Annotated in this window: 25 protein-coding genes, 1 tRNA gene and 1 rRNA gene; 2 read left to right on the top strand and 25 right to left on the bottom strand. The window is 69.5% G+C overall.

Translation table 11 applies throughout. The features are described 5' to 3' along the window. Window positions 1–61: 61 nt before the first annotated feature. The 4 genes from BJY17_RS01880 to BJY17_RS01865 all read right to left on the bottom strand — a co-directional run bounded on the left by BJY17_RS01880 (window position 62) and on the right by BJY17_RS01865 (window position 2,032). Window positions 62–451, bottom strand: a complete 390-nt coding sequence (locus BJY17_RS01880; protein ID WP_179549877.1) for a DUF1801 domain-containing protein — start codon at window positions 449–451, stop codon at window positions 62–64. Between the two features lie 239 nt (window positions 452–690). Beyond that, window positions 691–767, bottom strand: a tRNA-Pro gene (locus BJY17_RS01875). Window positions 768–899: 132 nt separating this feature from the next. After that, a complete protein-coding gene (locus BJY17_RS01870; RefSeq protein WP_179549876.1) occupies window positions 900–1,556 on the bottom strand; it encodes a hypothetical protein in 657 nt (218 codons plus the stop codon). Beyond that, a complete protein-coding gene (locus BJY17_RS01865; RefSeq protein WP_179549875.1) occupies window positions 1,553–2,032 on the bottom strand; it encodes a MarR family winged helix-turn-helix transcriptional regulator in 480 nt (159 codons plus the stop codon). The genes BJY17_RS01870 and BJY17_RS01865 overlap by 4 nt, the downstream gene beginning before the upstream one ends. Before the next feature lie 99 nt (window positions 2,033–2,131). Between BJY17_RS01865 and BJY17_RS01860 the strand changes: the two genes are divergently transcribed. Continuing rightward, window positions 2,132–2,755 carry a GNAT family N-acetyltransferase gene (locus BJY17_RS01860; RefSeq protein WP_179549874.1) on the top strand — a complete coding sequence of 208 codons (624 nt, stop codon included), beginning with the start codon at window positions 2,132–2,134 and terminating at the stop codon, window positions 2,753–2,755. A gap of 35 nt (window positions 2,756–2,790) precedes the next feature. Here the strand turns inward: BJY17_RS01860 and BJY17_RS01855 are convergent, their stop codons facing one another. From BJY17_RS01855 to BJY17_RS18280, 20 genes are all read right to left on the bottom strand, one after another. Next, on the bottom strand, window positions 2,791–3,714 hold the full coding sequence (locus BJY17_RS01855) for a CHAD domain-containing protein (RefSeq protein WP_179549873.1): 924 nt from the start codon (window positions 3,712–3,714) through the stop codon (window positions 2,791–2,793). A 38-nt stretch (window positions 3,715–3,752) separates the two neighbouring features. Next, window positions 3,753–3,989 (bottom strand): DUF167 domain-containing protein, encoded by a 237-nt coding sequence (locus BJY17_RS01850; RefSeq protein ID WP_179549872.1) that lies wholly within the window; start codon window positions 3,987–3,989, stop codon window positions 3,753–3,755. A 5-nt stretch (window positions 3,990–3,994) separates the two neighbouring features. Continuing rightward, the gene (locus BJY17_RS01845) at window positions 3,995–4,720 is read right to left on the bottom strand and encodes a DUF4166 domain-containing protein (protein WP_179549871.1); all 726 of its coding nucleotides are present in this window, start codon (window positions 4,718–4,720) and stop codon (window positions 3,995–3,997) included. After that, window positions 4,717–5,361 (bottom strand): SRPBCC family protein, encoded by a 645-nt coding sequence (locus tag BJY17_RS01840; protein ID WP_179549870.1) that lies wholly within the window; start codon window positions 5,359–5,361, stop codon window positions 4,717–4,719. The genes BJY17_RS01845 and BJY17_RS01840 overlap by 4 nt, the downstream gene beginning before the upstream one ends. A gap of 7 nt (window positions 5,362–5,368) precedes the next feature. Next, the gene (der, locus tag BJY17_RS01835) at window positions 5,369–6,883 is read right to left on the bottom strand and encodes a ribosome biogenesis GTPase Der (protein ID WP_179549869.1); all 1,515 of its coding nucleotides are present in this window, start codon (window positions 6,881–6,883) and stop codon (window positions 5,369–5,371) included. Beyond that, window positions 6,880–7,614: a (d)CMP kinase gene (cmk, locus tag BJY17_RS01830; protein ID WP_218889836.1), complete on the bottom strand. Its 735-nt coding sequence runs from the start codon at window positions 7,612–7,614 to the stop codon at window positions 6,880–6,882. Before cmk ends, der begins: the two co-directional genes overlap by 4 nt. Beyond that, on the bottom strand, window positions 7,611–8,693 hold the full coding sequence (locus tag BJY17_RS01825; protein ID WP_179549868.1) for a prephenate dehydrogenase: 1,083 nt from the start codon (window positions 8,691–8,693) through the stop codon (window positions 7,611–7,613). Before BJY17_RS01825 ends, cmk begins: the two co-directional genes overlap by 4 nt. After that, window positions 8,690–9,487 (bottom strand): pseudouridine synthase, encoded by a 798-nt coding sequence (locus BJY17_RS01820; RefSeq protein ID WP_179549867.1) that lies wholly within the window; start codon window positions 9,485–9,487, stop codon window positions 8,690–8,692. Before BJY17_RS01820 ends, BJY17_RS01825 begins: the two co-directional genes overlap by 4 nt. Then, window positions 9,480–10,220 carry an SMC-Scp complex subunit ScpB gene (scpB, locus tag BJY17_RS01815; protein ID WP_179549866.1) on the bottom strand — a complete coding sequence of 247 codons (741 nt, stop codon included), beginning with the start codon at window positions 10,218–10,220 and terminating at the stop codon, window positions 9,480–9,482. The genes BJY17_RS01820 and scpB overlap by 8 nt, the downstream gene beginning before the upstream one ends. Further along, window positions 10,210–11,040: a segregation and condensation protein A gene (locus tag BJY17_RS01810; RefSeq protein ID WP_179552660.1), complete on the bottom strand. Its 831-nt coding sequence runs from the start codon at window positions 11,038–11,040 to the stop codon at window positions 10,210–10,212. Before BJY17_RS01810 ends, scpB begins: the two co-directional genes overlap by 11 nt. A 94-nt stretch (window positions 11,041–11,134) precedes the next feature. Further along, window positions 11,135–12,019: a ParA family protein gene (locus BJY17_RS01805; protein ID WP_179549865.1), complete on the bottom strand. Its 885-nt coding sequence runs from the start codon at window positions 12,017–12,019 to the stop codon at window positions 11,135–11,137. A gap of 43 nt (window positions 12,020–12,062) precedes the next feature. After that, on the bottom strand, window positions 12,063–12,965 hold the full coding sequence (gene xerD, locus BJY17_RS01800) for a site-specific tyrosine recombinase XerD (protein ID WP_179549864.1): 903 nt from the start codon (window positions 12,963–12,965) through the stop codon (window positions 12,063–12,065). Next, complete coding sequence (locus BJY17_RS01795) at window positions 12,962–13,636, bottom strand: NUDIX domain-containing protein (protein WP_179549863.1); 675 nt, start codon at window positions 13,634–13,636, stop codon at window positions 12,962–12,964. Before BJY17_RS01795 ends, xerD begins: the two co-directional genes overlap by 4 nt. Then, complete coding sequence (locus tag BJY17_RS01790; protein ID WP_179549862.1) at window positions 13,629–15,389, bottom strand: CTP synthase; 1,761 nt, start codon at window positions 15,387–15,389, stop codon at window positions 13,629–13,631. Before BJY17_RS01790 ends, BJY17_RS01795 begins: the two co-directional genes overlap by 8 nt. 50 nt (window positions 15,390–15,439) lie before the next feature. Further along, a complete protein-coding gene (recN, locus tag BJY17_RS01785) occupies window positions 15,440–17,140 on the bottom strand; it encodes a DNA repair protein RecN (protein WP_179549861.1) in 1,701 nt (566 codons plus the stop codon). A 24-nt stretch (window positions 17,141–17,164) separates the two neighbouring features. Continuing rightward, the gene (locus BJY17_RS01780) at window positions 17,165–18,121 is read right to left on the bottom strand and encodes an NAD kinase (RefSeq protein WP_179549860.1); all 957 of its coding nucleotides are present in this window, start codon (window positions 18,119–18,121) and stop codon (window positions 17,165–17,167) included. After that, window positions 18,076–18,885: a TlyA family RNA methyltransferase gene (locus BJY17_RS01775; protein WP_179549859.1), complete on the bottom strand. Its 810-nt coding sequence runs from the start codon at window positions 18,883–18,885 to the stop codon at window positions 18,076–18,078. The genes BJY17_RS01780 and BJY17_RS01775 overlap by 46 nt, the downstream gene beginning before the upstream one ends. A gap of 3 nt (window positions 18,886–18,888) precedes the next feature. Then, window positions 18,889–19,083 carry a hypothetical protein gene (locus tag BJY17_RS01770; RefSeq protein ID WP_179549858.1) on the bottom strand — a complete coding sequence of 65 codons (195 nt, stop codon included), beginning with the start codon at window positions 19,081–19,083 and terminating at the stop codon, window positions 18,889–18,891. Window positions 19,084–19,131: 48 nt separating this feature from the next. After that, window positions 19,132–20,163, bottom strand: coding sequence for an HAD-IIA family hydrolase (locus tag BJY17_RS01765; RefSeq protein WP_179549857.1), 1,032 nt, complete (start codon window positions 20,161–20,163; stop codon window positions 19,132–19,134). After that, window positions 20,138–21,106: a tetratricopeptide repeat protein gene (locus BJY17_RS18280; RefSeq protein WP_322789715.1), complete on the bottom strand. Its 969-nt coding sequence runs from the start codon at window positions 21,104–21,106 to the stop codon at window positions 20,138–20,140. Before BJY17_RS18280 ends, BJY17_RS01765 begins: the two co-directional genes overlap by 26 nt. Window positions 21,107–21,124: 18 nt before the next feature. Between BJY17_RS18280 and BJY17_RS18275 the strand changes: the two genes are divergently transcribed. After that, window positions 21,125–21,970, top strand: a complete 846-nt coding sequence (locus tag BJY17_RS18275) for a hypothetical protein (protein ID WP_218889835.1) — start codon at window positions 21,125–21,127, stop codon at window positions 21,968–21,970. 223 nt (window positions 21,971–22,193) lie between these two features. Here BJY17_RS18275 and rrf read toward each other — a convergent pair. Beyond that, window positions 22,194–22,310, bottom strand: a 5S ribosomal RNA gene (rrf, locus tag BJY17_RS01755). Between the last annotated feature and the right edge of the window lie 160 nt (window positions 22,311–22,470).

Raw genomic sequence — 22,470 nt, 5'->3', positions numbered from 1 at the left:
CACCTCCGGAAATCTTCGGAACCCCGCGGATTCCCTTGTGTTGTACCGGGTATCGGGCGGTTCACTTGGCTGCGACGTTGAGTTCCACGGCCTCTGCCACGAGCGCCTTGACCGCCGCTTCGTCCACGCGGTCTCCATCGAAGTAGTCGATGGCTCGGACGACTTTGCTGTCCAGCCGGGTGTTGAAGAGATCGCTGCGTTCCATGCGGGCCCCCTTCGCGAACGTCAGCCTTACAGCGCTCTTGAGCACGTCGACGAAGCAGACGTCTCCGTCATGCGTCCAAAACGGAACTCCCTCCGGTTTGGAGGGCTTCTTGTACTTGACCGCCTCGACGGCAGCCGGGTCGGCCGCCATGATCGCAGCTCGAAGCGCGACGAGCACGTCCTGCTTCCAGCCGCTCTGCTGCGCGATGATGTCGTCGATCTGCTCGGAATCGGACTTGTCACTCATGCGCGAATACTTGCGAAGAGAGCTGGCGAAGTCAACAGCCGAAGTCGGTCGCCAACAGGCGTGGCAGGCTCCCACACCGACGGACCGCGTCGGCCTTGTGCGGAGATCGGCGTACTGCGTCAGCGCGCCCATTGGATCGCTGCGTGGACCCGAGCACTGCAAGATCGACGCTCGGCATGGGAGGATCAGTCTCTCTTAACCGCAGAAGTCCCGGAAACCCTCAGGTTTCCGGGACTTTCTGGTCGGGCTGACAGGATTTGAACCTGCGACCCCTTGACCCCCAGTCAAGTGCGCTACCAAGCTGCGCCACAGCCCGATGCCACCGGATTTCTCCGAAGACAACTTGACCATCATAGCGGCATCCGAAGGGGTGCTCGTGACACATGGGAGCCAGCGAGGCATCCGATCGGTCCGAATTCGACCGACGGATGCATCGAGCACGCCTCGCTCAGATGTACTTCCGCACCTCGTCCATGAACGCCACCGGGTCGTCGACCCAGATGCGCAGTGCCGTCACCGACTGCTCGCCGCCGGCCCTGCCGTGCCCGGGCAGCTTCACGATCGTCGGCCCCTCGAGTTCGATCTCGAGGTTCGTCTCGTCGGTCATGCGCAGCATGAGGGTGCGCGAGGCATCCGTCTCGACGATCTTCGGCGACTTGGGCTCGTCCACGCGAAGGTTGCGCGCAACCGACGCGATGTCGTCCCAGCTGAGCGCGATGTCGAGCTCGAGACCGCCGCGCACGCGGATGCCGTCAGGGCCGACCGTGTGCGGCCGCATGAGATACGCGCACAGCAGCCCGAACATCCAGGTGAGCCCCCAGATGCCGAGCACGAGCAGCGAGATGCGCACGGCGGGCCAGCGATGCACGATGAGGTCGAAGATCGGGATCTCGACGGCCGAGAGCACGATGAAGATCATGAGGATCGTCAGCACCGGCTTGTGGAAGCCGAAGCCCCTGGCGCCGGGCGCGATCGCCGGGCGCCGTGCGATGAACCGGCCGATGCTCGCGTAGATGCTGAGCTCCATGAGCAGCGCACGCTTCAGGAACCAGCCGATGCGCTGCCAGACGGATGCCTCGGCGCGCGCCGAGGTCGCGGTGCTCACTCCCCCACCGCCTGCGCGTCGCCCGCTGCTCGGCGCTGCTCATCGGCCGCGATGAGTTCGCGCAGCCGCCCGGCGATCGCCTCGACGCCCCGCAGCAGCGCCTCGCGATCCGCGGGCTCGACAGCGCCGAGCAGCTCGGTCGACAGCTCGGCATGGTCGCGCTGCATGTCGCGCATGAAGTCTTCGGCGGATGCCGCGAGCGACACGATGATCGCCCGCCGATCACTCGGGTGCGGTGAACGAGTGACGTAGCCGCCGGCCTCGAGTGCGTCGACGAGACCGGTGATGTTGCGCGGACTCACCTCGAGCCGGGTCGCGAGCGCATGCTGCGTCGACGGACCGGTGGCGGCGAGCTCCCAGAGCACCCGCACGCGCGAGGGGGTCAGCGGCGTGCCATCGAACGCGTGGGCCATGTCCTTCTGGAAGAGCTCGCTGACCTCGAGCAGCCGGTCGAGCACGGTGATCTCGGGAGTCATATCATGATGGTACTGCATTGTTACCTATGTTCACGAATTAGCGCGATCGAACGCCCTGCAACCACTGCGGATGTCAGTGGTCGGCGCTACATTCGAATCGTGATCACCGACGTGACCGAAGACCTCGAGCCCCTCCGGCTGCGGGTCGCCCCTGCAAGCGAAGTCCCGTTCACCGATGTCGAAGCCGTCTTCGGCACTCGTGGTGATCCTGCGCACTGCTGGTGCCAGTGGTACAAGATCCCGGGCAGCGACTGGCGTCGGTTCGGCGACGACGGGCTCCGCGACCAGCTGCAAGAGCAGCTGAACGCGTCGGGCATCGGGCGCGGGCTCATCGCGTACGACGGCGAGACTCCGGTCGGCTGGTGCGCCGTCGAACCTCGCACCGATCTCCCCAGGGTTCGCCTGAGCACCATCGTCAAGGGCGGCACCGAGCATCCCGATTTCGATGACACCGCCGTCTGGGCGGTCTCCTGCTTCGTCGTGCCGCGCAACCACCGAGGCCGCGGCGTCGCTCGCGCTCTCGCCGAGGCGGCGGTCGACTTCGCCCGCGCGGGCGGCGCCCGCGTCGTCGAGGCCTACGCCGTCGACCCGAAGATCCGCGCGAAGGTCTCGGCCGACGCGCTCTTCCACGGCACCGTCTCGATGTTCACCCACGCGGGCTTCACCGAGGTCGCCCGACCCCGGCCCGACCGCGCGATCATGCAGGTCGAGCTGGCCGGCTGATCGGGCACGCCGACCCACGATTCCGTGGCACGGCGTCAGAGCAGGAGCCAGTCCTGCTCGGCTCGGCGAAGCTCCCGCACCGCGGCTTCGAGACCGGCGATCCGTGCGGCGGCACGCTGCTGCGCAGCATCCGCGAGCTGTTCGAGCACAGCGCGGTCCGGCTCGGATCGGCCCGCGACCGCAGCCGAGTCCCGCAGGTACGAGGCGAACAGCAGTTCGTCCCGATGATCGCCGATCACGTCCTGAACGCCCTGCCCTGCCGCCGCGAGCGATCCCATCGGCGCATCGAAGGTCGTATCCGGGCTGTCGGACAGCGCCTCAGCGGCGTACCGCAGGCGCCGACCGGCCCGTCGCACCGAGTGCAGCTGCGCGAGCGTACTGGTCGCATCCACGCCTGATGCGCGTATCACGGCACGACGGGCTTCGCGTGCGAGCAGGGCGCCGAGCACGGGCCCGGCCGCCGCGCCTGCCAGCCGGGTCGCGGGCGCGTCGGTGAGCAGTTCGTCGAGGTCGGCGCGACGCCGGGAGGCACCCGGCCGTGCCTCGTGTTCGACGAAGTCCTGGTGCGCGAGCTGATGCGATGCGGTCGCCGCGGCGATGAGGCGGGCCATGACCGGCGCCAGCACCACAGGATCGGAATCCGCCGACGCCGCGGCATCCCGCAGCGCCCCCTCGGCCACCAGGAGCCGCACCTCGAGGTCGCGCACGGCACCCAGCCGTCGACCCAGCTCTCGATACCGACGGCGTACCGCGTCGACCTCCGAGGCGTCGAACAGAGATCCGTACACGGCGATCACGCTGCGAAGCCGGCGCACGTTCGTACGCAGTCGATGCACCGCATCCGGTTCATCGGCGACGGCCGCGGGCTCGATCTCATCGAGGCGGGCGGCGATCGCGCGCAGCGCCGCCAGCACGACCGCACCGGCGTCGTCGTGGTCGCCCGCGTCGTCGAGAGCCATGGCGCCATCGTAGGCGCCCCGCCGTGGTCTCGGCGGGATCAGTCGTCGTCGACGCGCACACGCTTCACGCGCGACGACGCTCCGCGCAGGATGTGCACGCGACTGCGCGGCACGCCGTAGTGCGCGGCGAGGGCGGCGACGACCCCGTCGTTCGCGGCGCCGTCGACCGCGCGCTCCCGCACGAACACGACGAGCGCAGCTGCGGGGTCGCCCTCGAGCACCTCCACGAGCGGGCCCTTGCGGCTGCCTGGCTTCACCCGGATCGAGACCTCCATCGCGCTCAGTACCGCGCCTCGTGCCGTTTCGGCAGCACCTGCGCGGGCAGGCCGCCCGCATCGGGGAACTCGCTCACGAACCATCCCTCGTACCCGAAGAGGAATCCGAAGACGCGATTGCGCACCTCCAGACGCACGCGGAACACGCCGTCGGCGTCGTCGAACCGCTCGCGCAGCTCCGCGTACCCCGAGAACAGCATCGGGAATCGGAAGTCGATCCACCCCTCGCGGAACCGCTGGGCGCCCGAACGCAGCAGCAGCGACCCGTCGGGCTCGACCTCGAGCGTCAGGTCGACGGCGAGATGCTGATGCGTCCCGAGGTAGTCGACGACGGCGCCGCGGCTGGGGTCGAACACCATCGTCGCATCGAAGCGACTCGGCCGGCGTCGACCCGGCACCCGGTACTCGCGCACGAAGGTCACGGTCTCCCGGCCGAACGGGTCGACGTAGGCGTGGTTCTCGATCGTGAACGGCACGTCGCGCCCCACATCGGGGATCAGGATGTTGCGGAGCCGCCCGATCTGCAGGAACGGCAGCGTCCACCACGGCCCGCGTCGAATGCTCGTCATCACGCCGCGGCCGATGCACGCGTACCCGCCATCGATCGAGACCCCGAATCGGCGCTGCATCATCGGGTGCAGACGCCCGAAGTCCTCGCCGAGCGCGCGAGGGAACACCGCACCGAGCGTCGCTGCTTCGGGCGGTCGGGCATCGCCGGTGATCTCGGTCATGGCTGCTCCAGGGCGGCGAGGCTGTCGGGCACGAAGGCGAATGCACCGCGCGGCGGCGGCGCCGTTCGGCATCGTCGGGCGCGGGGCCGGTCGCCCCGCCAGAACATGATGACGGATGCCACCGGCCAGCGCTCCGGCTCCACGCCGGTCTCGGCCCAGATGCGCAGCCGGTCGAAGCTCCACGCCGTCATCCACCGCACGAACGGGCGGATGACGAGATCGGCGAGCCGCCCGAACCCGGGCTCGTAGTCGTATCCCGTGATGAAGCGCACGCCCTCGGCGGTCGGGATGTAGCGCCAGTAGCCCCGGCCGTCGCGCAGCGGCGACCACGGGTCATCCGTGTCGAATCGCAGCGCCGAGGTCGCGCCGCCGTCGGCATGGGTTCGCTCGCCGAGCGAGACGCCGGTGCCGCGGATGGTGTGCACGCCGAGCGCGCGTTCGTACGTGAAGCGCGTGGTGCCGTCGAGCAGGGGCGACTCGGGCGTGATCGCCGAGAAGCGGAGATCCCACCGCGGGTGCAGCTCGGGGTCCTGCGTGAGCCGCCACACCTCGTCGAGATCGGCGCGCACGACGATCTCGACGTAGAGACCACGAACGCCCGCGCCGCTCCCCGCTCGGGAACGACTCGGGCGTCGCGACATCCGTGACCTACTTCGAGCGGTCGCGCTTCTCGCGCACACGCATGTTGATGACGATCGGCGAACCCTCGAAGCCGTAGATCTCGCGCAGGCGCCGCTGGATGAACCGGCGGTAGCCCGGGTCGAGGAACCCGGTCGTGAAGAGCACGAATGTCGGCGGGCGGCTGGCCGCCTGGGTGCCGAACAGCACGCGGGGCTGCTTGCCGCCCCGAACCGGGTGCGGGTGCTCCTGCGTGAGCTCCGTGAGGAACGCGTTGAACTTGCCCGTCGGAATACGGGTGTCCCACGACTCGAGCGCCGTCTCGAGCGCCGGAACGAGCTTCTCGAGGTGACGGCCGGTCTTGGCCGAGATGTTGACGCGGGGCGCCCACGCGACGTGGTGCAGGTCCTGCTCGATCTCGCGCTCGAGGTACCGGCGGCGTTCGTCGTCGAGCAGGTCCCACTTGTTGTAGGCGAGCACGAGCGCGCGGCCCGACTCGAGCACGAGGTCGATGATGCGCACGTCCTGTTCGGAGATCGGCACCGAGACGTCGAGGAGCACGACGGCGACCTCGGCCTTCTCGAGCGCCGCCTGCGTGCGGAGCGAGGCGTAGAAGTCGGCGCCCTGCTGCAGGTGCACACGGCGACGGATGCCGGCGGTGTCGACGAAGCGCCAGATCTTGCCGCCGAGCTCGATCTGCTCGTCGACCGGGTCGCGCGTGGTGCCGGCGAGTTCGTTCACGACGACGCGCTCTTCGCCCGCCGACTTGTTGAGCAGGCTCGACTTGCCGACGTTCGGGCGACCGAGGATCGCGACGCGGCGGGGACCGCCGAACTCGTCCTTCGCGACGGCCGAGACCTGCGGCAGCACCTTGAAGACCGACTCGAGCATGTCGGCGACGCCGCGACCGTGCAGTGCCGAGACCGGGTGGGGCTCGCCGAGGCCGAGGTTCCAGAGCGCTGCGGCCTCGGACTCCTGGCGCGCGTCGTCGACCTTGTTGGCCAGCAGGAACACGGGCTTCTTGGTCTTGCGGAGCAGTCGAACGACGTGCTCGTCGGTCGAGGTCGCACCGACCGTGGCGTCGACGACGAACAGCACGACGTCGCAGAGCTCGATGGCGACCTCGGCCTGCAGGGCGACCGAGGCGTCGATGCCCTTCGCGTCGGGCTCCCAACCGCCGGTGTCGACGAGCGTGAAGCGGCGGTCGAGGTACTCGCCCTTGTACGAGACGCGGTCGCGCGTGACACCGGGGGTGTCTTCGACCACGGCCTCGCGCCGGCCGAGGATGCGGTTGACGAGCGCGGACTTGCCGACGTTCGGTCGACCGACGATCGCGATGACGGGCAGCGCGGGGAGGTAGCGGATGCCCTCCTCGCCCTCCTCCGAGAGCTCGAGCACGTCGAGGTCGTCGTCGTCGAGCGCGTAGTCGGCGAGCCCCGAGCGCAGCGTGGCTGCGCGCTGCTCGGCGAGTTCGTCGTCGACGCCGGCGAGACGCTCGACGAGGTCGTCGTCGGGAGCGTCGAACTCTTCGCTCTGGTCGGTCATGGTGTCTCCTCTGAAATCTGTGCGCCCCTGGCATCGTGCCGCTGGGCGAGCGCAAGTTGCGCTGCGCGGATCACGCCGATCACCGCATCGACCGTCTGGTCGAAGTCGAGTTCCGTGGAATCGACGGTGGTGACGCCGTCTGCCGCGGTCATGAAGTCCACGACCTTGGAGTCCGCCGCGTCGCGCTTCCGCAGCTGCTCCCCCACAGCTTCGACCGACGATCCGGTCAGCTCGGCGGAGCGCCTGCTCATTCTAACCGCTTCGGATGCTGTGAGGAGTATGCGAACGGGGGCATCGGGCGCCACGACGGTCGTGATGTCGCGGCCCTCGACGATGATGCCGGGCGCATCGACGGCGGCCATGATCGACCGGAACAGCTCGATGAGGTGACGTCGCACCTCGGGCACCCGGGCGACGGCGCTCACGACGGCGGAGATCTGCGGGTCGCGGATCGCCTCGGTCACGTCGACCTCGCCGACGTGCACGGCGTAGCCGGTCGGGTCGGTGCCGATGCGGTAATCGAAGGAGTCGAGGCACGAGACCACGGATGCCGCGTCGTCGGTGTCGACGCCGGACGCCTCGGCGTGCCACGCCAGCGCACGATACGCGGCGCCCGTGTCGAGGAAGCCGAAGTCGAGCCGGCGTGCGACCTCTTTCGAGACGCTCGACTTGCCGCTACCTGCCGGACCGTCGACGGCCACGACGAACGGGATGACGAGTGACACGTTCAACCTGCAATCCGCCAGCCGCGTGCGGCCAGCTCATCGGTGAGATGCTGCTGCACCTCGGGGAGCACCGAGATCTCGGCGAGGCCGATCTGCGCGCCCGGCGAGTGCTCGAGCCGCAGGTCTTCGATGTTGGCGCCGGCCTCGCCGACGTCGTTGAAGAGCCGGGCGAGCTGGCCGGGCCGGTCGTCGATCATGACGATGAGGCTCGAGTAGCGACGGTCGACGCCGTGCTTGCCGGGCAGCCGTTCGACGCCGGTGTTGCCGCCGAAGAGCTCTTCGGCGATGCGACGACGGGCGCCCGGGGCATCCATGTTGTCGAGCGCGTCGATGAAGCGGTCGAGGTCGTCGCGGTAGCCGCGGAGGATCTCGGCGACCGGCGCGGAGTTCTGCCCGAGGATCTGCACCCAGAGTTCGGGGTCGCTCGCCGCAACCCGTGTGACGTCGCGAACGCCCTGCCCGGCCAGGTTGACCGAGGCGTGCGGGGCGTCGATGAGGCGACGCGCCATGAGGCTCGAGACGACCTGCGGCACGTGCGAGACGAGAGCGACGGCGGCGTCGTGCTGCTCGGGCGTGAGCTCGACGAGCGTGGCACCGAGGTCGAGGATGAGGTCGTCGATCGCCGAGCCGTCCTGGTACGAGATACCGCCGTGGGCGGCCACGACCCACGGGCGACCGACGAAGAGGTCGGCGCGGCCCGACATGGGACCACCGCGTTCGCGCCCGGCCATGGGGTGGGTGCCGATGTAGCGCGAGAGGTCGGCGCCACGCGCCTTCAGGTTCTCGTAGACGGCGAGCTTCACGCTCGCGACATCCGTGACGATGGCCTCGGGGTATGCCTCGAGCTCGGCCGCCACGACGTCGGCGGTGACATCGGGCGGCACGCACACGACGACGAGCTGCGGGCGGTCGCCCGCGGCGGCGGCTCGGCCGGCGCCGTAGTCGACCGCGATCGCGAGGTGCGTCGGCGAGGCATCGGCGAGGATCACCTCGACGCCCTTGGCGCGCAGCCCGAGCCCGATGCTCGCGCCGAGCAGGCCCACACCGACCACGCGAACGGGGCCGGTCAGACGTGATTCGGTCACGACTCGTTTCCCTCCCGGCCAGCGTCCGCGGCGCGGGAGATGGTGAGCAGCTGGCCCCGCTCCACTTTAGTCAACTCGCGCATCTGACCCGAGCGGAGGGTGCCGAGGTTCAGCGGGCCGAAGCTGCGACGCACGAGGTCGACGACCGGATGCCCCACGGCATCGAGCATGCGGCGCACGATGCGGTTACGGCCCGAGTGGAGCGTGAGCTCGACCATCGAGTGCCGGTCGTCGCCCTGCTGCTGCAGGATGCGCGCCTTGTCGGCCTTGATGGGGCCGTCGTCGAGCTCGATGCCGTTCTTCAGCTGCTGGATGACCTGCGGCGTGACACGACCGGTGACCTTCGCGATGTACGTCTTCGAGACGCCGAACGACGGGTGCGCGAGCACGTGGGCGAGGTCGCCGTCGTTCGTGAGCAGCAGCAGGCCGCTCGTCTCGGCGTCGAGGCGGCCGACGTTGAACACCCGTTCTTCCAGGTCGTCGGTGAAGCGGGTGAGGTCGGGGCGGCCCTGTTCGTCGCGCATCGACGAGACGACGCCGCGCGGCTTGTTCAGCATGTAGTAGCGCTTCGCGGGGTCGAGCTGCACGGCGACGCCGTCGACGGCGACGAGGTCGGTCTCGGGGTCGATGCGACGGCCGAGCTCGGTGACGATCTCGCCGTTCACCTCGACGCGGCCCTCGGCGATGTACTGCTCGGAGACCCGCCGGCTCGCGACGCCCGCGGCGGCGAGCACCTTCTGCAGTCGTACGCCCTCAGGGGCGGGTTCGCCGCCCCAGCCGGTTGCGTCAGTCAAAATCGAATCCTTCCTGGCCGTCGTCGAGCAACGGCGAGATGTGGGGCAGCTCGTCGAGCGAGTTGATGCCGAGGTTGGTGAGCAGCAGCTCGGTCGTGCCGTAGAGGATCGCGCCGGTCTCGGGGTCGGTGTCGACCTCGGTGACGAGGCCGCGCCCGAGCAGCGTGCGCACGACCGAGTCGACGTTCACCGCGCGGATCGATGCGACCTGCGAGCGCGAGATGGGCTGCTTGTAGGCGATCACCGAGAGCGTCTCGAGCGCCGCCTGCGAGAGCCTGGTCGACGACTGGGTGAGCACGAAGTCGGCCACGAGGGTGTCGTACTCGGCACGCACGTAGAAGCGCCAGCCTCCGCCGACCTCGCGGAGTTCGAACCCTCGACGGATGCTTCGCGGCTCGGGCTCCCCCGCGACATCCGTTCGCGGCTCGCCCGACGCACCGGCGCCGTCGTAGTCGGCCCGGAGCCGCGCGATCGCGGCGCGAACCTCGGCGACGGGGCGAGCGACGGCTGCCGCGAGGGACACGACGCTCTGCGGCTCGTCGGCGATGAAGAGGATCGCCTCGAGCGCGCGGTCGAGGTCGAGTCGGGGCTGGCCGGGCACGTCGAGCGGGGTCACGATCGAGAGCTCGGGGCCGCCGGGCTCCGACTCGTTCGCCGTGTCGGGCTCGTTCACCGCGTCGACGACCTGCTCGTCGGGCACGTCCGTCGCCGCGACATCCGTCTCATTCGTCATAGTCAGCCCCCAGGCTCTCGAGGTTCTCGTCCGACCAGTTCTCGGCCGACCAGCGCAGCGTCAGCTCGCCGAGCGGCTCGAGCTGCTCGAAGCCGATCGCGGCATGGCGATAGAGCTCGAGCACGGCGAGGAATCGTGCGACGACGACGCCCGACTGGCCGACGCCGGCGATGAGCTGGCGGAAGGTCACGGGATCGCCGCGGCGGAGCACGGCGACGACGTGCGCCGCCTGCTCACGGATCGAGACGAGCGGTGCGTGCAGGTGGTCGAGGCCGACGACCGGGATCTCGCGCGGCGTCAGCGCCAGTGTCGCGAGTGCGGCGAAGTCCTCTGCAGACAGGGTCCAGACGAGCTCGGGCGCGCGCCGGCGGAACTTCTCCTCGAGGCGCACGTTGCGGGCATGCCGCAGTGATTCGCGTTCCATGTTGGCCGAGAACCAGCGCGCCGCCTCCTTGAAGGCGCGGTACTGCAGCAGGCGCGCGAAGAGCAGGTCGCGGGCCTCGAGCAGGGCGACGTCTTCGGCGTCGACGAGCTCGCCCTGCGGGAGGAGACCGGCGACCTTCAGGTCGAGCAGCGTCGCCGCGACGACGAGGAACTCCGAGGCGCGATCGAGCTCCTCTTCGGAGTCGAGCCCGCGAAGGTAGGAGATGAACTCATCGGTCACGGCCGACAGCGAGACCTCGGTGATGTCGAGCTCGTGCTTCGTGATCAGCGAGAGCAGCAGGTCGAACGGGCCCTCGAAGTTCGTGAGGGCGACGCGGAAGCCGCCCTCGTCGGCCGCGGGGGCATCCGCGTGCGCGTGGACCTCTTCGGCCGACACCGTCGTCGCCGAATCATCCGACCGCGCGTGCGCGTGATGGTCTTCGGCCGACACCGTCGCGTCGTGCGCGTGCTGTTCGGGGGCCGAAGCCGCCTCAGGCGACCGCGCCACGGAAGACCAGCTCCCTGGCGAGCTGGCGGTACGCCCGCGACGCCTGGTGCTCGGGTGCGAACTCGGTGATGGGAGTGCCGGCGACGCTCGCGTCGGGGAACTTCACGGTGCGGGTGATGACCGTCTCGAGCACCTCGTCACCGAAGGCGTCGACGACGCGTTCGAGCACCTCGCGGGAGTGCAGGGTGCGGGAGTCGTACATCGTCGCGAGGATGCCGTCAAGCTTGATCGCGGGGTTCAGCCGGTCGCGCACCTTGTCGATCGTCTCGATGAGGAGGGCCACGCCGCGCAGGGCGAAGTACTCGCACTCGAGCGGGATGACAACGCCGTGGCTGGCCGTCAGCGCGTTCACCGTGAGCAGGCCCAGCGACGGCTGGCAGTCGATGAGGATCACGTCGTAGTCGGCCGAGACGCGGCGCAGCACGCTCGCGAGGATCTGCTCACGGGCGACCTCCGTGACGAGGTGCACCTCGGCGGCCGAGAGGTCGATGTTCGCGGGGATCACGTCGAGGCCGTCGACGCTCGTCTTCTGGATCACGTCGGACGGGTCGAGCGTGCGCGAGAGCAGCAGGTCGTAGATCGTCGGCACGTCGTGCGTCGGCACGCCGAGCCCCGCCGAGAGCGCGCCCTGCGGGTCGAAGTCGATCGCGAGCACCCGGCGGCCGTACTCGGCGAGCGTCGCCCCGAGGTTGATCGTGGTGGTCGTCTTGCCGACGCCGCCCTTCTGGTTGCAGAGGGCGATGATGCGTGCCGGGCCGTGCGCGGTGAGCGGCGCGGGCTCGGGGAACTCGCGTGAGGGGCGACCAGTGGGACCGAGCTCTGGCGGAGTTGCGATTCCGTCCGCTGAGTGGTTCGTCTGGTGCGTCACGTGTCGTCTTCTCTCCTGAGGCCGGGCGGGTGCTTGGTCGATTCTAGCGAGCACGCGGGTGGGCCGCGGTGTACATCTCCCGGAGTGTGTCCGCTGTGACGAGCGTGTAGATCTGCGTGGTGGCGACCGAGGAGTGACCGAGGAGCTCCTGCACGACGCGCACGTCGGCGCCGCCTTCGAGCAGATGGGTCGCGAACGAGTGCCGCAGGGTGTGCGGCGAGACGGATGTCGCGAGCCCCGCCGTCTCGGCGGCGTCGCGGATCGCCTCCCAGGCGGCCTGCCGAGACAGCCGCTTGCCGCGCACGCCGAGGAAGAGGGCGGGCGTCGCCATGCCGCGTGCCGAGAGCAACGGGCGGGCACGCACGAGGTAGGCGTCGACCGCCCGCCGGGCGTAGCTGCCGAGCGGCACGATACGCTGCTTGCCGCCCTTGCCGAAGAGTCGCACGACCTCCTGGTCGACGAGGTCGTCGACGTTCAGCGACACGGCCTCGGAGACGCGCGCGCCGGTCGCGTAGAGCACCTCGAGCAGGGCGGTGTCGCGGAGGTCGGTCGGCTCGTCGCCGCCGGCCGCCGCGATGAGCGCCTCGACGTCGTCGACCGGGATCGCCTTCGGCAGCCGCATCGGCAGCTTCGGCGGGCGCAGCTCACGCGAGACGTCAGCCGCCACCAGCCCCTCCTCGGCGAGGAAGCGGTGCAGGCCGCGAACGGCAGACAGCACTCGAGCGATCGACGAGGTCGCGAGCGGCGGCACCCGGTCGGCGCCGAGGAACCGCACGAAGTCGCCGAGGTCCTGCTCGGTCGCCGCCGACGGTCCGGCGATGCCGCGTGACGCGAGCCAGTCGGCGTAGATCGCGAGGTCGCGCCGATACGACGAGATCGTGTTCTGAGCGAGCCCCCGCTCCACGGCGAGATGCCGCAGGTAGTCGTCGACGGGGGTTCGGTTCATCGTCGCGGAGGCTCCGTGCGACCGATGGACTGCCCGGGCCACGGGGCATCCGCCGCACCGAGGGTCGACCAACCGCGTGCGCGTGCCGTTGCGGCCGCGAGCACCGCGACCGCCAGCGGGGCATTGTGGACGCGTCGGTCGAGCACCGCGTCGACGCACTCGTCGAGCGGCACCCACCGGGTCTCCATGTCGGCCTCCTCGCCCTCTCGGGCGAACGCCTCGGATGTGGCCGACAGCCCGCGCGCCAGGTACACCCGGATCAGCTCGTCGCTGCCGCCGGGCGACGTCGCGAAGTCGCTGAGCACCGCCCAATCGGATGCCTCGAGGTCGGCCTCTTCGGCGAGCTCCCGCTTCGCAGCAGCCAGGGGCGGCTCGCCGTCGATGTCGAGGAGCCCGGCGGGGATCTCCCAGTCGCGCATGCGCACAGGGTGGCGGTACTGCTTGATCAGCAGTACCCGATCCTCGTCGTCGAGGGCGAGCACGCCGACGGCACCCGTGTGGTCCATGTACTCGCGCACGATGGTCTCGCCGCCGAACTCGAAGGCATCGCGCCGGACGTCCCACACGCGACCCTCGAAGACCCGATCGCTCGAGACGACGGGCACCTCGACCCGTTCATCGGCGAGCGGCTCGCGCCGCCCGCCGATGCCCGCGTCGTGGGTTTCAGCCATTGGTGACGTCGTCGAAGAGCAGGCTCGCCTGCTGACGCTCGAGCGCCGCGCCGACGAGGCCGCGGAACAGGGGGTGCGCATCGTTCGGTCGGCTGCGCAGCTCGGGGTGCGCCTGCGTTCCGACGTAGAACGGGTGCACGTCGCGCGGCAGCTCGACGAACTCGACGAGGTGCCGGTCGGGAGACATGCCCGAGAACGAGAGGCCCGCCTCGGCGATGCGGTCGCGGTAGGCGTTGTTGACCTCGTAGCGGTGACGGTGGCGCTCGGAGACCTCGGTCGAGCCGTAGAGCTCGGCCGCGATCGAACCCTCTGCGAGCTTGGCCGGGTAGAGGCCGAGACGCATGGTGCCGCCGAGGTCGCCGCCGGCGATGATCTCGACCTGCTCCTCCATCGTGGCGATGACCGGGTACTGCGTGTCGGGGTCGAACTCGCTCGACGAGGCGCCGGGCAGACCGGCGACATTGCGCGAGTACTCGATGACCATGCACTGCAGGCCGAGGCAGAGGCCGAGCACCGGGATGGCGTTCTCGCGTGCGAAGCGCAGTGCGCCGAGCTTGCCCTCGATGCCGCGCACGCCGAAGCCACCGGGCACGCAGATGCCGTCGAGGTGGGCGAGGTGCTTCTGCGCGCCCTCGGGCGTCTGGCACTCGTCGGACGGGATCCACTCGATGTTGACCTTGGCGTCGTTCGCGAAACCGCCGGCGCGCAGCGCCTCGGTCACCGAGAGGTACGCGTCGGGCAGGTCGATGTACTTGCCGACGAGCCCGATCGTGACCTCGTGCTTGGGGTCGTGCACGACGTCGAGGAGACCGCTCCATCCCGACCAGTCGACGTCGGCCGCCTTCTCGGCGAGGCCGAGGGTGTCGATGATGTAGGCGTCGAGCCCCTGGTCGTGCAGCATCGTCGGGATGTCGTAGATCGACGGCACGTCGACCGCGTTCACGACGGCCTGCTCGTCGACGTCGCACATGAGCGCGATCTTGCGCTTGTTGGACTCGGTGACGGGCCGGTCGCTGCGCAGCACGAGTGCGTCGGGCTGGATGCCGATCGAACGCAGGGCGGCGACGGAGTGCTGCGTGGGCTTCGTCTTCTGCTCGCCCGATGCGCCCATGAAGGGCACGAGCGAGACGTGCACGAAGAAGACGTTCTTGCGACCGAGCTCGTGACGCACCTGGCGTGCCGACTCGATGAACGGCTGCGACTCGATGTCGCCGACGGTGCCGCCGATCTCGGTGATGATGACGTCGGGCTTCGGCGACTCCGAGGCCTGCAGCCGCATGCGCCGCTTGATCTCGTCGGTGATGTGCGGAATCACCTGCACCGTGTCGCCGAGGTACTCGCCGCGACGCTCCTTGGCGATCACCGTCGAGTAGATCTGGCCGGTGGTGACGTTCGCCGCCTGGCTCAGGTTGATGTCGAGGAACCGCTCGTAGTGACCGATGTCGAGGTCGGTCTCAGCGCCGTCGTCGGTCACGAAGACCTCGCCGTGCTGGAAGGGGTTCATCGTGCCCGGATCCACGTTCAGATAAGGATCGAGCTTCTGCATGACGACTCTGAGGCCCCTGGCAGTCAGGAGGTTGCCGAGACTCGCCGCCGTGAGTCCCTTGCCCAACGAAGAAACGACACCACCGGTCACGAAGATGTGCTTGGTCGTGTCGTTCTGATTGTCTGTTCCGCGTTCATCCACCACGGGCTTATAGCCTAACCCACGTTCCTGATCATTCGACCCGACATGCCCCACGCGCTCCCCCATTTTTCTCGGGATCCACTCGATCCCGTTCGTTCACGGTCGTCGACCGCGTGTCACGCCGCGCGGTCGGCGGCGATCTCCAACAACTCCCTCGCGTGCGCGAGTCCGCTCTGCGAGTCGGCCAGACCCGACAGCAGCCGCGCCATCTCGGCTTCTCGCTCGGCACCGGCGAGCTGGCGCACGCTCGACGAGGTGACCTGCCCGTCGGTGCCCTTGACCACGCTCAGGTGATTCGTCGCGAACGCGGCGACCTGTGCGAGGTGGGTCACGACGATGACCTGCGAGCGTTCGGCGAGGCGCGCGAGTCGTCGCCCGATCTCGATCGCGGCGGCGCCGCCGACGCCGGCGTCGACCTCGTCGAACACGAACGTCGGCACCGGGTCGCTGCCCGCGATGACGACCTCGATCGCGAGCATCACCCGTGACAGCTCGCCGCCCGAGGCGCCACGCGACACCGGCCGCGGCTCGGCGCCGGGGTGCGGTCGCAGCAGGATCGACACGGCATCGCGGCCGTGGGTCGTCGCTTCGACCGTCGGCTCGATCGCGACCGCGAGCTGCGCGTCGGGCATCGCGAGCGCCGCGAGTTCGGTGGTCACCGCAATCGCGAGACGGCCCGCGGCATCGGTTCGCAGTTCGGTGAGGGCACCGGCGAGCCGATCGACGTCGGCCTCGAGCGAGGCGACGGATGCCTCGAGCCCCTCGATTCGCTCGTCGTCGCTGTCGAGCTCGACGAGCCGGAGACCGCCGTTGCGGCGGAACTCGAGCACGTCGTCGAGACCTCCGCCGTGACGGCGCACGAGGCCGCCGAGCACGGCGCGGCGTTCTTGCACGATCTCGAGCTCGCGTGCACCGTCTGCATCGAGGCCGGCGAGGTATCCCGACAGCTCGGCGGCGGCATCGGCGAGCAGGAAGCCCGCGTTGGTCAGCATCTCGCCGATCGGCTGCAGCGCGGCATCGTGTTCGGCGACGCGCTCGAGCTGCCGGCGTGCGCCGTCGACGAGTGCGACGGCGTCGGGAACGTCGTCGACGACATCTTCGGCAGAGATCAGCGCACGGGCCTGCGCGGCGGCGAGCCGCAGCTCTTCGAGGTTCGAGAGCCGGTCGGCAAGCTCCTGCAGTTCGAGGTCTTCACCGGGCTGCGGGTCGGCGGCCTCGACCTCGTCGAGCGCGGCACGCAGCTCTTCGGCTTCACGCAGACGCGACTCGTGGTCGGCTCGCAGTCGCTCGAGCTCCGCGGCATCCGTTCGCCAGGCGTTGAACGCGGCGCGATACTCGTCGAGCACGGACTGCAGCTTCGGCCCGGCGAAGCGGTCAAGCGCCTCGCGTTGCGCGACCGCCGAGCGGAGCCGCTGCTGGTCGGCCTGGCCGTGCACGACGACGAGTTCGTCGCCGAGGTCGGAGAGCACCCCGACCGGAGCGCTCCGGCCGCCGACGACCGCTCGGCTGCGCCCCTCGGCCGAGACAGACCGGCCGAGCAGCAGCTCACCGGCTTCGATCTCGCCGCCGGTCTCGGCAACGCGTTCGGCGACGACGCCGTGGTCGGGAACGAGCCATCGACCCTCGACCCATGCCTGCTTCGCACCGGCGCGCACGGCGCCGGCATCGGATCGCGAGCCGAGCAGCAGCCCGAGCGCGGTCACCACCATCGTCTTGCCCGCGCCGGTCTCGCCGGTCACCGCCGTGAAGCCGGCCCCGAGCGGAAGCGTCGCCTCGGCGATGACGCCGAGGTCGCGGATGCCGAGCTCCTCAATCACTGCAGACCTCGATCACTCTGTACCTCATTCACGCCCGACCGGCCCCCTCCACCCGGTGACCGGGAGCTGGAACTTGTTGACGAGCCGATCGGTGAACGGCGCCTCGTGCAGGCGCGCGAGGCGCACCGGAACGGGCGACCTGCGCACGATCACGCGCGCGCCCGGCGGAAGATCGAAGGTGCGGCGACCGTCGCACCAGATGACCGCGGATGCCTCGGTGCGCTGCAGGATCTCGACCGCGAGCGACGACTCGGGGCCGACGACGAGCGGCCGGGCGAAGAGCGCGTGCGCGCTGAGCGGCACGAGCAGCAGGGCCTCGAGGCTCGGCCAGACGATCGGGCCGCCGGCCGAGAACGAGTACGCGGTCGACCCGGTCGGTGTCGACATCACGACACCGTCGCAGCCGAAGGAGGAGAGCGGCCGACGGTCGACCTCGATGACGACCTCGAGCATGCGCTCGCGCTCGGCCTTCTCGACGGTGACCTCGTTGAGCGCCCAGCTCTCGTAGACGACGCCCTCACCCACCTTCGCGCGCACCGCGAGCGTCATGCGCTCTTCGACGGTGTAGTCGCGCGCCAGTGCGCGGCCGATCGTGTAGCCGAGGTCGTCGCGCTCGCTCTCGGCGAGGAAGCCGACATGGCCGAGGTTCACGCCGAGCAGCGGCACCGGGTGGTCGCGCATGATCTCGGCGGCCCGCAGGATCGTGCCGTCGCCGCCGAGCACGATGACGAGTTCGATGCCCTTGGGGTCGGTCTCTTCGAACCGCTCGACCGAGCCGTTGAGCTCGGGCACGAAGTCGTGCACCTCGTCCCAGTGTTCGGCCGCGATGACCGGCACCGCACCGGCGGCGAGCAGCTGCGCGCAGACCTCGCTCGTCGCCTCGAGGGCGGACCGCCGACCGGTGTGCGAGACCACCAGGAAGCGCCGTGCGTCGCTCACGCCTTCGCCCTCCCCGTCACTTCGTCGACCTGACGTGACCATTCTGTCGGATTCGACCCCCGCACGGCGCTGAGATGCACGAGGTATTCGAGGTTTCCGTGGCCACCGGCAATTGGGGAGGACAGGATGCCCGCGGTGCCGAGCCCGAGGTCGAACGCCGCCCACAGCACGTTCGAGACCGCCTCGGAACGCAGACCGGCATCGCGCACGACGCCCTCGCGCACTCCCCCGCGGCCCACCTCGAACTGCGGTTTGACGAGCAGCACGAAATCGGCCTCGTCTGCCGCGCTGGCGCGCAGCGCGGGCAGCACGACGGTGAGCGAGATGAACGAGAGATCGGCGACGACGAGCGACGGACGCTCGTTGACCCCGGTGAGCTCCGCGAGTCGCGCGGCATCGAGATGGCGCACGTTGCAGCCCTCGACGAGCACGAGACCGGGGGCGTCGGCGAGTTCGGGCGCGAGCTGACCGTGCCCGACGTCGACGGCGAGCACCTGCCGGGCGCCGCGCTCGAGGAGCACCTGGCTGAAACCGCCCGTCGAGGCGCCCGCGTCGAGCGCGACCCGCCCGGCGACGTCGACCGCGAAGCCGTCGAGGCCGGCGATGAGCTTGTGCGCCGCGCGACTCACATAGTGATCGGATGCCGCGACCTCGAGCACCGCGTCGTCGCCCACCTTCGCGGAGGCCTTGACGACGGGACGACCGTCGACCGTCACCACACCAGCTGCGATGAGCGTTGCGGCGTGCGTGCGTGATCGAGCGAGTCCGCGCTCAGCAAGGGCCGCGTCGAGCCGTTGTCCGGTCATGCGTCAGGTGCGCAATGACGGGTCGGACTGCTCGAGCTGGGTGCGCAACTCGTCGGCGAGCGACTGATAGGCCGCCGCACGTTCGTCGAGCGGTCGCGACTCGACCTCGGCGAGCACGGACGACACCGACGACGACGACGCGTCGGACGCGGGCGAGGTCGTCTCGGCCTCTGCTGATCGATCGGGTTCAGTGCTCACGAGTCAACGCTACCCCGCCCCGCTGACGCCGAGTCGACGACCGACCGATCAGCTGTAGAGCCGGGCCGGAACGTCGAGCACGTGGATGCCCATGCCCGAGCCCCAGATCGCCGCGCATGCGGCACGGAGCAGGTCGAGCCGATCGCCGCCGTCGTCGACGATCTCGACCCGGTTCCCCGAGACGCGCACCCGCGCGGTGCCCACGCGCGTGACCCCGCCGCGCACCTCCTCCGTCACCGGATACGGCGCATGGAGGCCGTCGAGGTCGGCGAGGATGAAGTCGGGCCGGCTCGACTCGGGAGCCGCGAGCACCTGCTTCGCCTTGTCGATGCCGGTGAGCACGAGTGCGCTCAGCATGCCGGCGCGTCGGGCGCCGAGGATGTCGGTGTCGAGCCGGTCGCCGACCATGAGCGGTCGCTCGGCGCCGAAACGGCGGCGGGCCTCGTCGAAGATGGGCGTCTCGGGCTTGCCCGCGACGAGCGGGAACCGCCCGACGGCCGTGTGCACCGCGGAGACGAGCGTGCCGTTGCCCGGCGCGATGCCGCGCGCGACGGGGATCGTCCAGTCCATGTTCGTTGCGATCCAGGGGATCCCAGGCGAATCGTCATCCCCAGCGCCGGCGGTCAGCGCGAAGGATGCCTCGGCGAGTTCGCGCCATCCGATGTCGGGCGTGAAGCCCTGCACGACGGCCTCGGGCGCATCATCGGCGGAACGCGTGATGCGGTAGCCGCGCTTCTCGAGCTCGGTCGTGATGCCCTCGCCGCCGACGACGAAGACGAGGGCGCCCGGCGCCACCTGCTCGGCGAGCAACGACATCGCGGCTTGCGGCGACGTCACGACATCGGCCGGCACGACTTCGAGGCCGAGTTCGGCCAGGTGACCGGCGACGGATGCATCGCTGCGCGACGCGTTGTTCGTGATGTACCCGACGGCCCGATCACGCTTCGCGAGGTTCAGGCTCTCGACCGCGCGCGGAATCGCGTGGGCGCCGGCGTAGACGACGCCGTCGAGGTCGGCGAGCACGGCGTCGACGCCGTCGAGCGGCGTCGCGTGCTCAGTCTTCGCGCGGAACAGTCCCACCGGACGTGCCCTCGCTCTCGTCGGCCTCGAGCGCGGCGAGCACCTCGCGCACGTCGTCTTCGAGCACGTCGCCCGGGTCGCCGTCGAGCACCTCGTCGGTCTCGTCGGAGGATTCGCGAGCGCCGGAGGATTCGTCCTGAGCTGCGCCATCCGCTGCTTCAGGCTCGTCGGACGCCTCGGCGGCGACGGTCTCGACGGATGCCTCGGGCTCGACGCTCTCGTCGGCTTCTGCGCTGTCGGCCTCGTCGTCGACCTCCTCGAGCTCCACCTCGAAGATCTCGATCGACTCGGCTTCGGCGGGGCCTCCGAGTGCGGCTTCGGCGCGGTCGGCGCGGGCGCGCCACTTCGCGGCCTCGTCGGCGCGGCCCAGCTCCTCGAGCACCTCGGCGTACGCCGAGAAGAGCGCTGGGCTGTACGAGAAGGCACGGTCGGGGTCGAGCTGCGGGATCTCGAGCTCGGCGAGGGCGATCTCGGGCTCACCGAGGTCGAGCCGGGCGCCCGACATCGCGATGGCGAGTCCGACCTGCACCGCGGCCGGCAGCGTCGAGCGATCGACCGCGCGGCCGACCTCCAGGGCACGGTCGGGGCGGCCGACTCCGCGTTCGCTGTCGACCATGAGCGGAAGCTGGTCGTTGCTGCCGGAGATACGGCGATACGTGCGCAGTTCGCGGAGCGCGAGCGCGAAGTCGCCGGTCGCATAGGCGGTAATCGCGAGCGTCTCGCGCACGACCGCGATACGGCCCGCGCGGCGTCCTGCCGAGAGCGCGTGCTGGTGAGCGAGCTCGGGGTCGTCTTCGAGCAGTTCGGATGCCGCCACCAGGTGCCGCGCGACCCAGTCGGCGTTCTCCTTGCTCAGCGTCTTCAGCTCGGCGCGTGCGCCCTTGTCGAGGTCGCGTGCCTCGATCGATTCGGGGATGAACGGGTCGTCGTGACGCGGGCGCACCTGCAGTTCAGGCGCTCCGTGGACCTCGCGGGGAGCCTCGCGCTGGTCGTCACGCCCACCACGCGGCCCGTCGCCGTAGGGCTTGCGGTTGTCGCGGTCGCCGTAGGGCTTCTTCGCATCGCGGTCGCCATACGGCTTGCGGTTGTCACGGTCACCGTACGGCTTCGACGCACCGCGGTCGCCATAGGGCTTCGTGTCACGGTCACCGTAGGGCTTCTTCGCATCGCGGTCGCCGTAGGGCTTCTTCGCATCGCGGTCGCCATACGGCTTGCGGTTGTCCCGGTCGCCATACGGCTTCGACGCAGCGCGATCACCGTAAGGCTTCCTCGCATCGCGGTCGCCGTAGGGCTTCTTCGCATCGCGGTCGCCATACGGCTTGCGGTTGTCCCGGTCGCCATACGGCTTCGACGCACCGCGATCACCATAGGGTTTCGCATCGCGGTCACCGTAAGGCTTCTTCGCATCGCGGTCACCGTAAGGCTTCTTCGCGTCACGATCACCATAGGGCTTGCGGTTGTCGCGGTCACCGTAAGGCTTCTTCGCGTCACGATCGCCATAGGGCTTGCGGTTGTCGCGGTCACCGTAAGGCTTCTTCGCGTCACGATCACCATAGGGCTTGCGGTTGTCGCGGTCGCCATAAGGCTTCTTCGCGTCACGATCACCATAGGGCTTGCGGTTGTCGCGGTCGCCATAAGGCTTCTTCGCATCGCGGTCACCGTAGGGTTTGCGGTTGTCGCGATCGCCATAAGACTTCTTCGCATCGCGGTCACCGTAGGGCTTGCGGTTGTCGCGATCGCCATAAGGCTTCTTCGCGTCACGATCTCCGTACGGCTTCTTCGCTGGAGCGCCATCTCGGTGGGCTGAACCGGAACGCGCGCCTGCTGTTCGGCCGGCTCCGTTGCCGCCGCTGCGCTGTCCGCTCCGCTCAGGTCGTCCCTGGTCTGCCGAGTCCTTCTTGGAGTCGCTCACGATAGTCCCGTCGTGTGTGGAGTCCTCATGAGACTCAACCGTAATGGGGCACCTTGTGAAGTACCCCGTTAACGAAGAATGGCCACCCGTCTTCGGGTGGCCACTCTCCTCAATGATTGTCCGGCGGTGTCCTACTCTCCCACAGGGTCCCCCCTGCAGTACCATCGGCGCTGCGAGTCTTAGCTTCCGGGTTCGGAATGTGTCCGGGCGTTTCCCTCGCGCTATGGCCGCCGAAACTCTTGCCACACCTCGCCCGCCAACCAGGGTTGGGGTGGGTGTGTGGTCTCGGTGACCGCACCATCCTGCACCCGCGTGCGGGTGTGGTGGTGCGGGTTCAACAATGTTGAATTATGTGTTGGGTTTCCGTCTGAAGGGAACCACAGAGTGGACGCGAG

The sequence above is a fragment of the Agromyces hippuratus genome (assembly GCF_013410355.1).
In the GTDB taxonomy this organism is placed as follows: domain Bacteria; phylum Actinomycetota; class Actinomycetes; order Actinomycetales; family Microbacteriaceae; genus Agromyces; species Agromyces hippuratus.
Note: the sequence above shows the minus strand (reverse complement) of the source record. Positions and strands in the feature narration are given on the sequence as shown.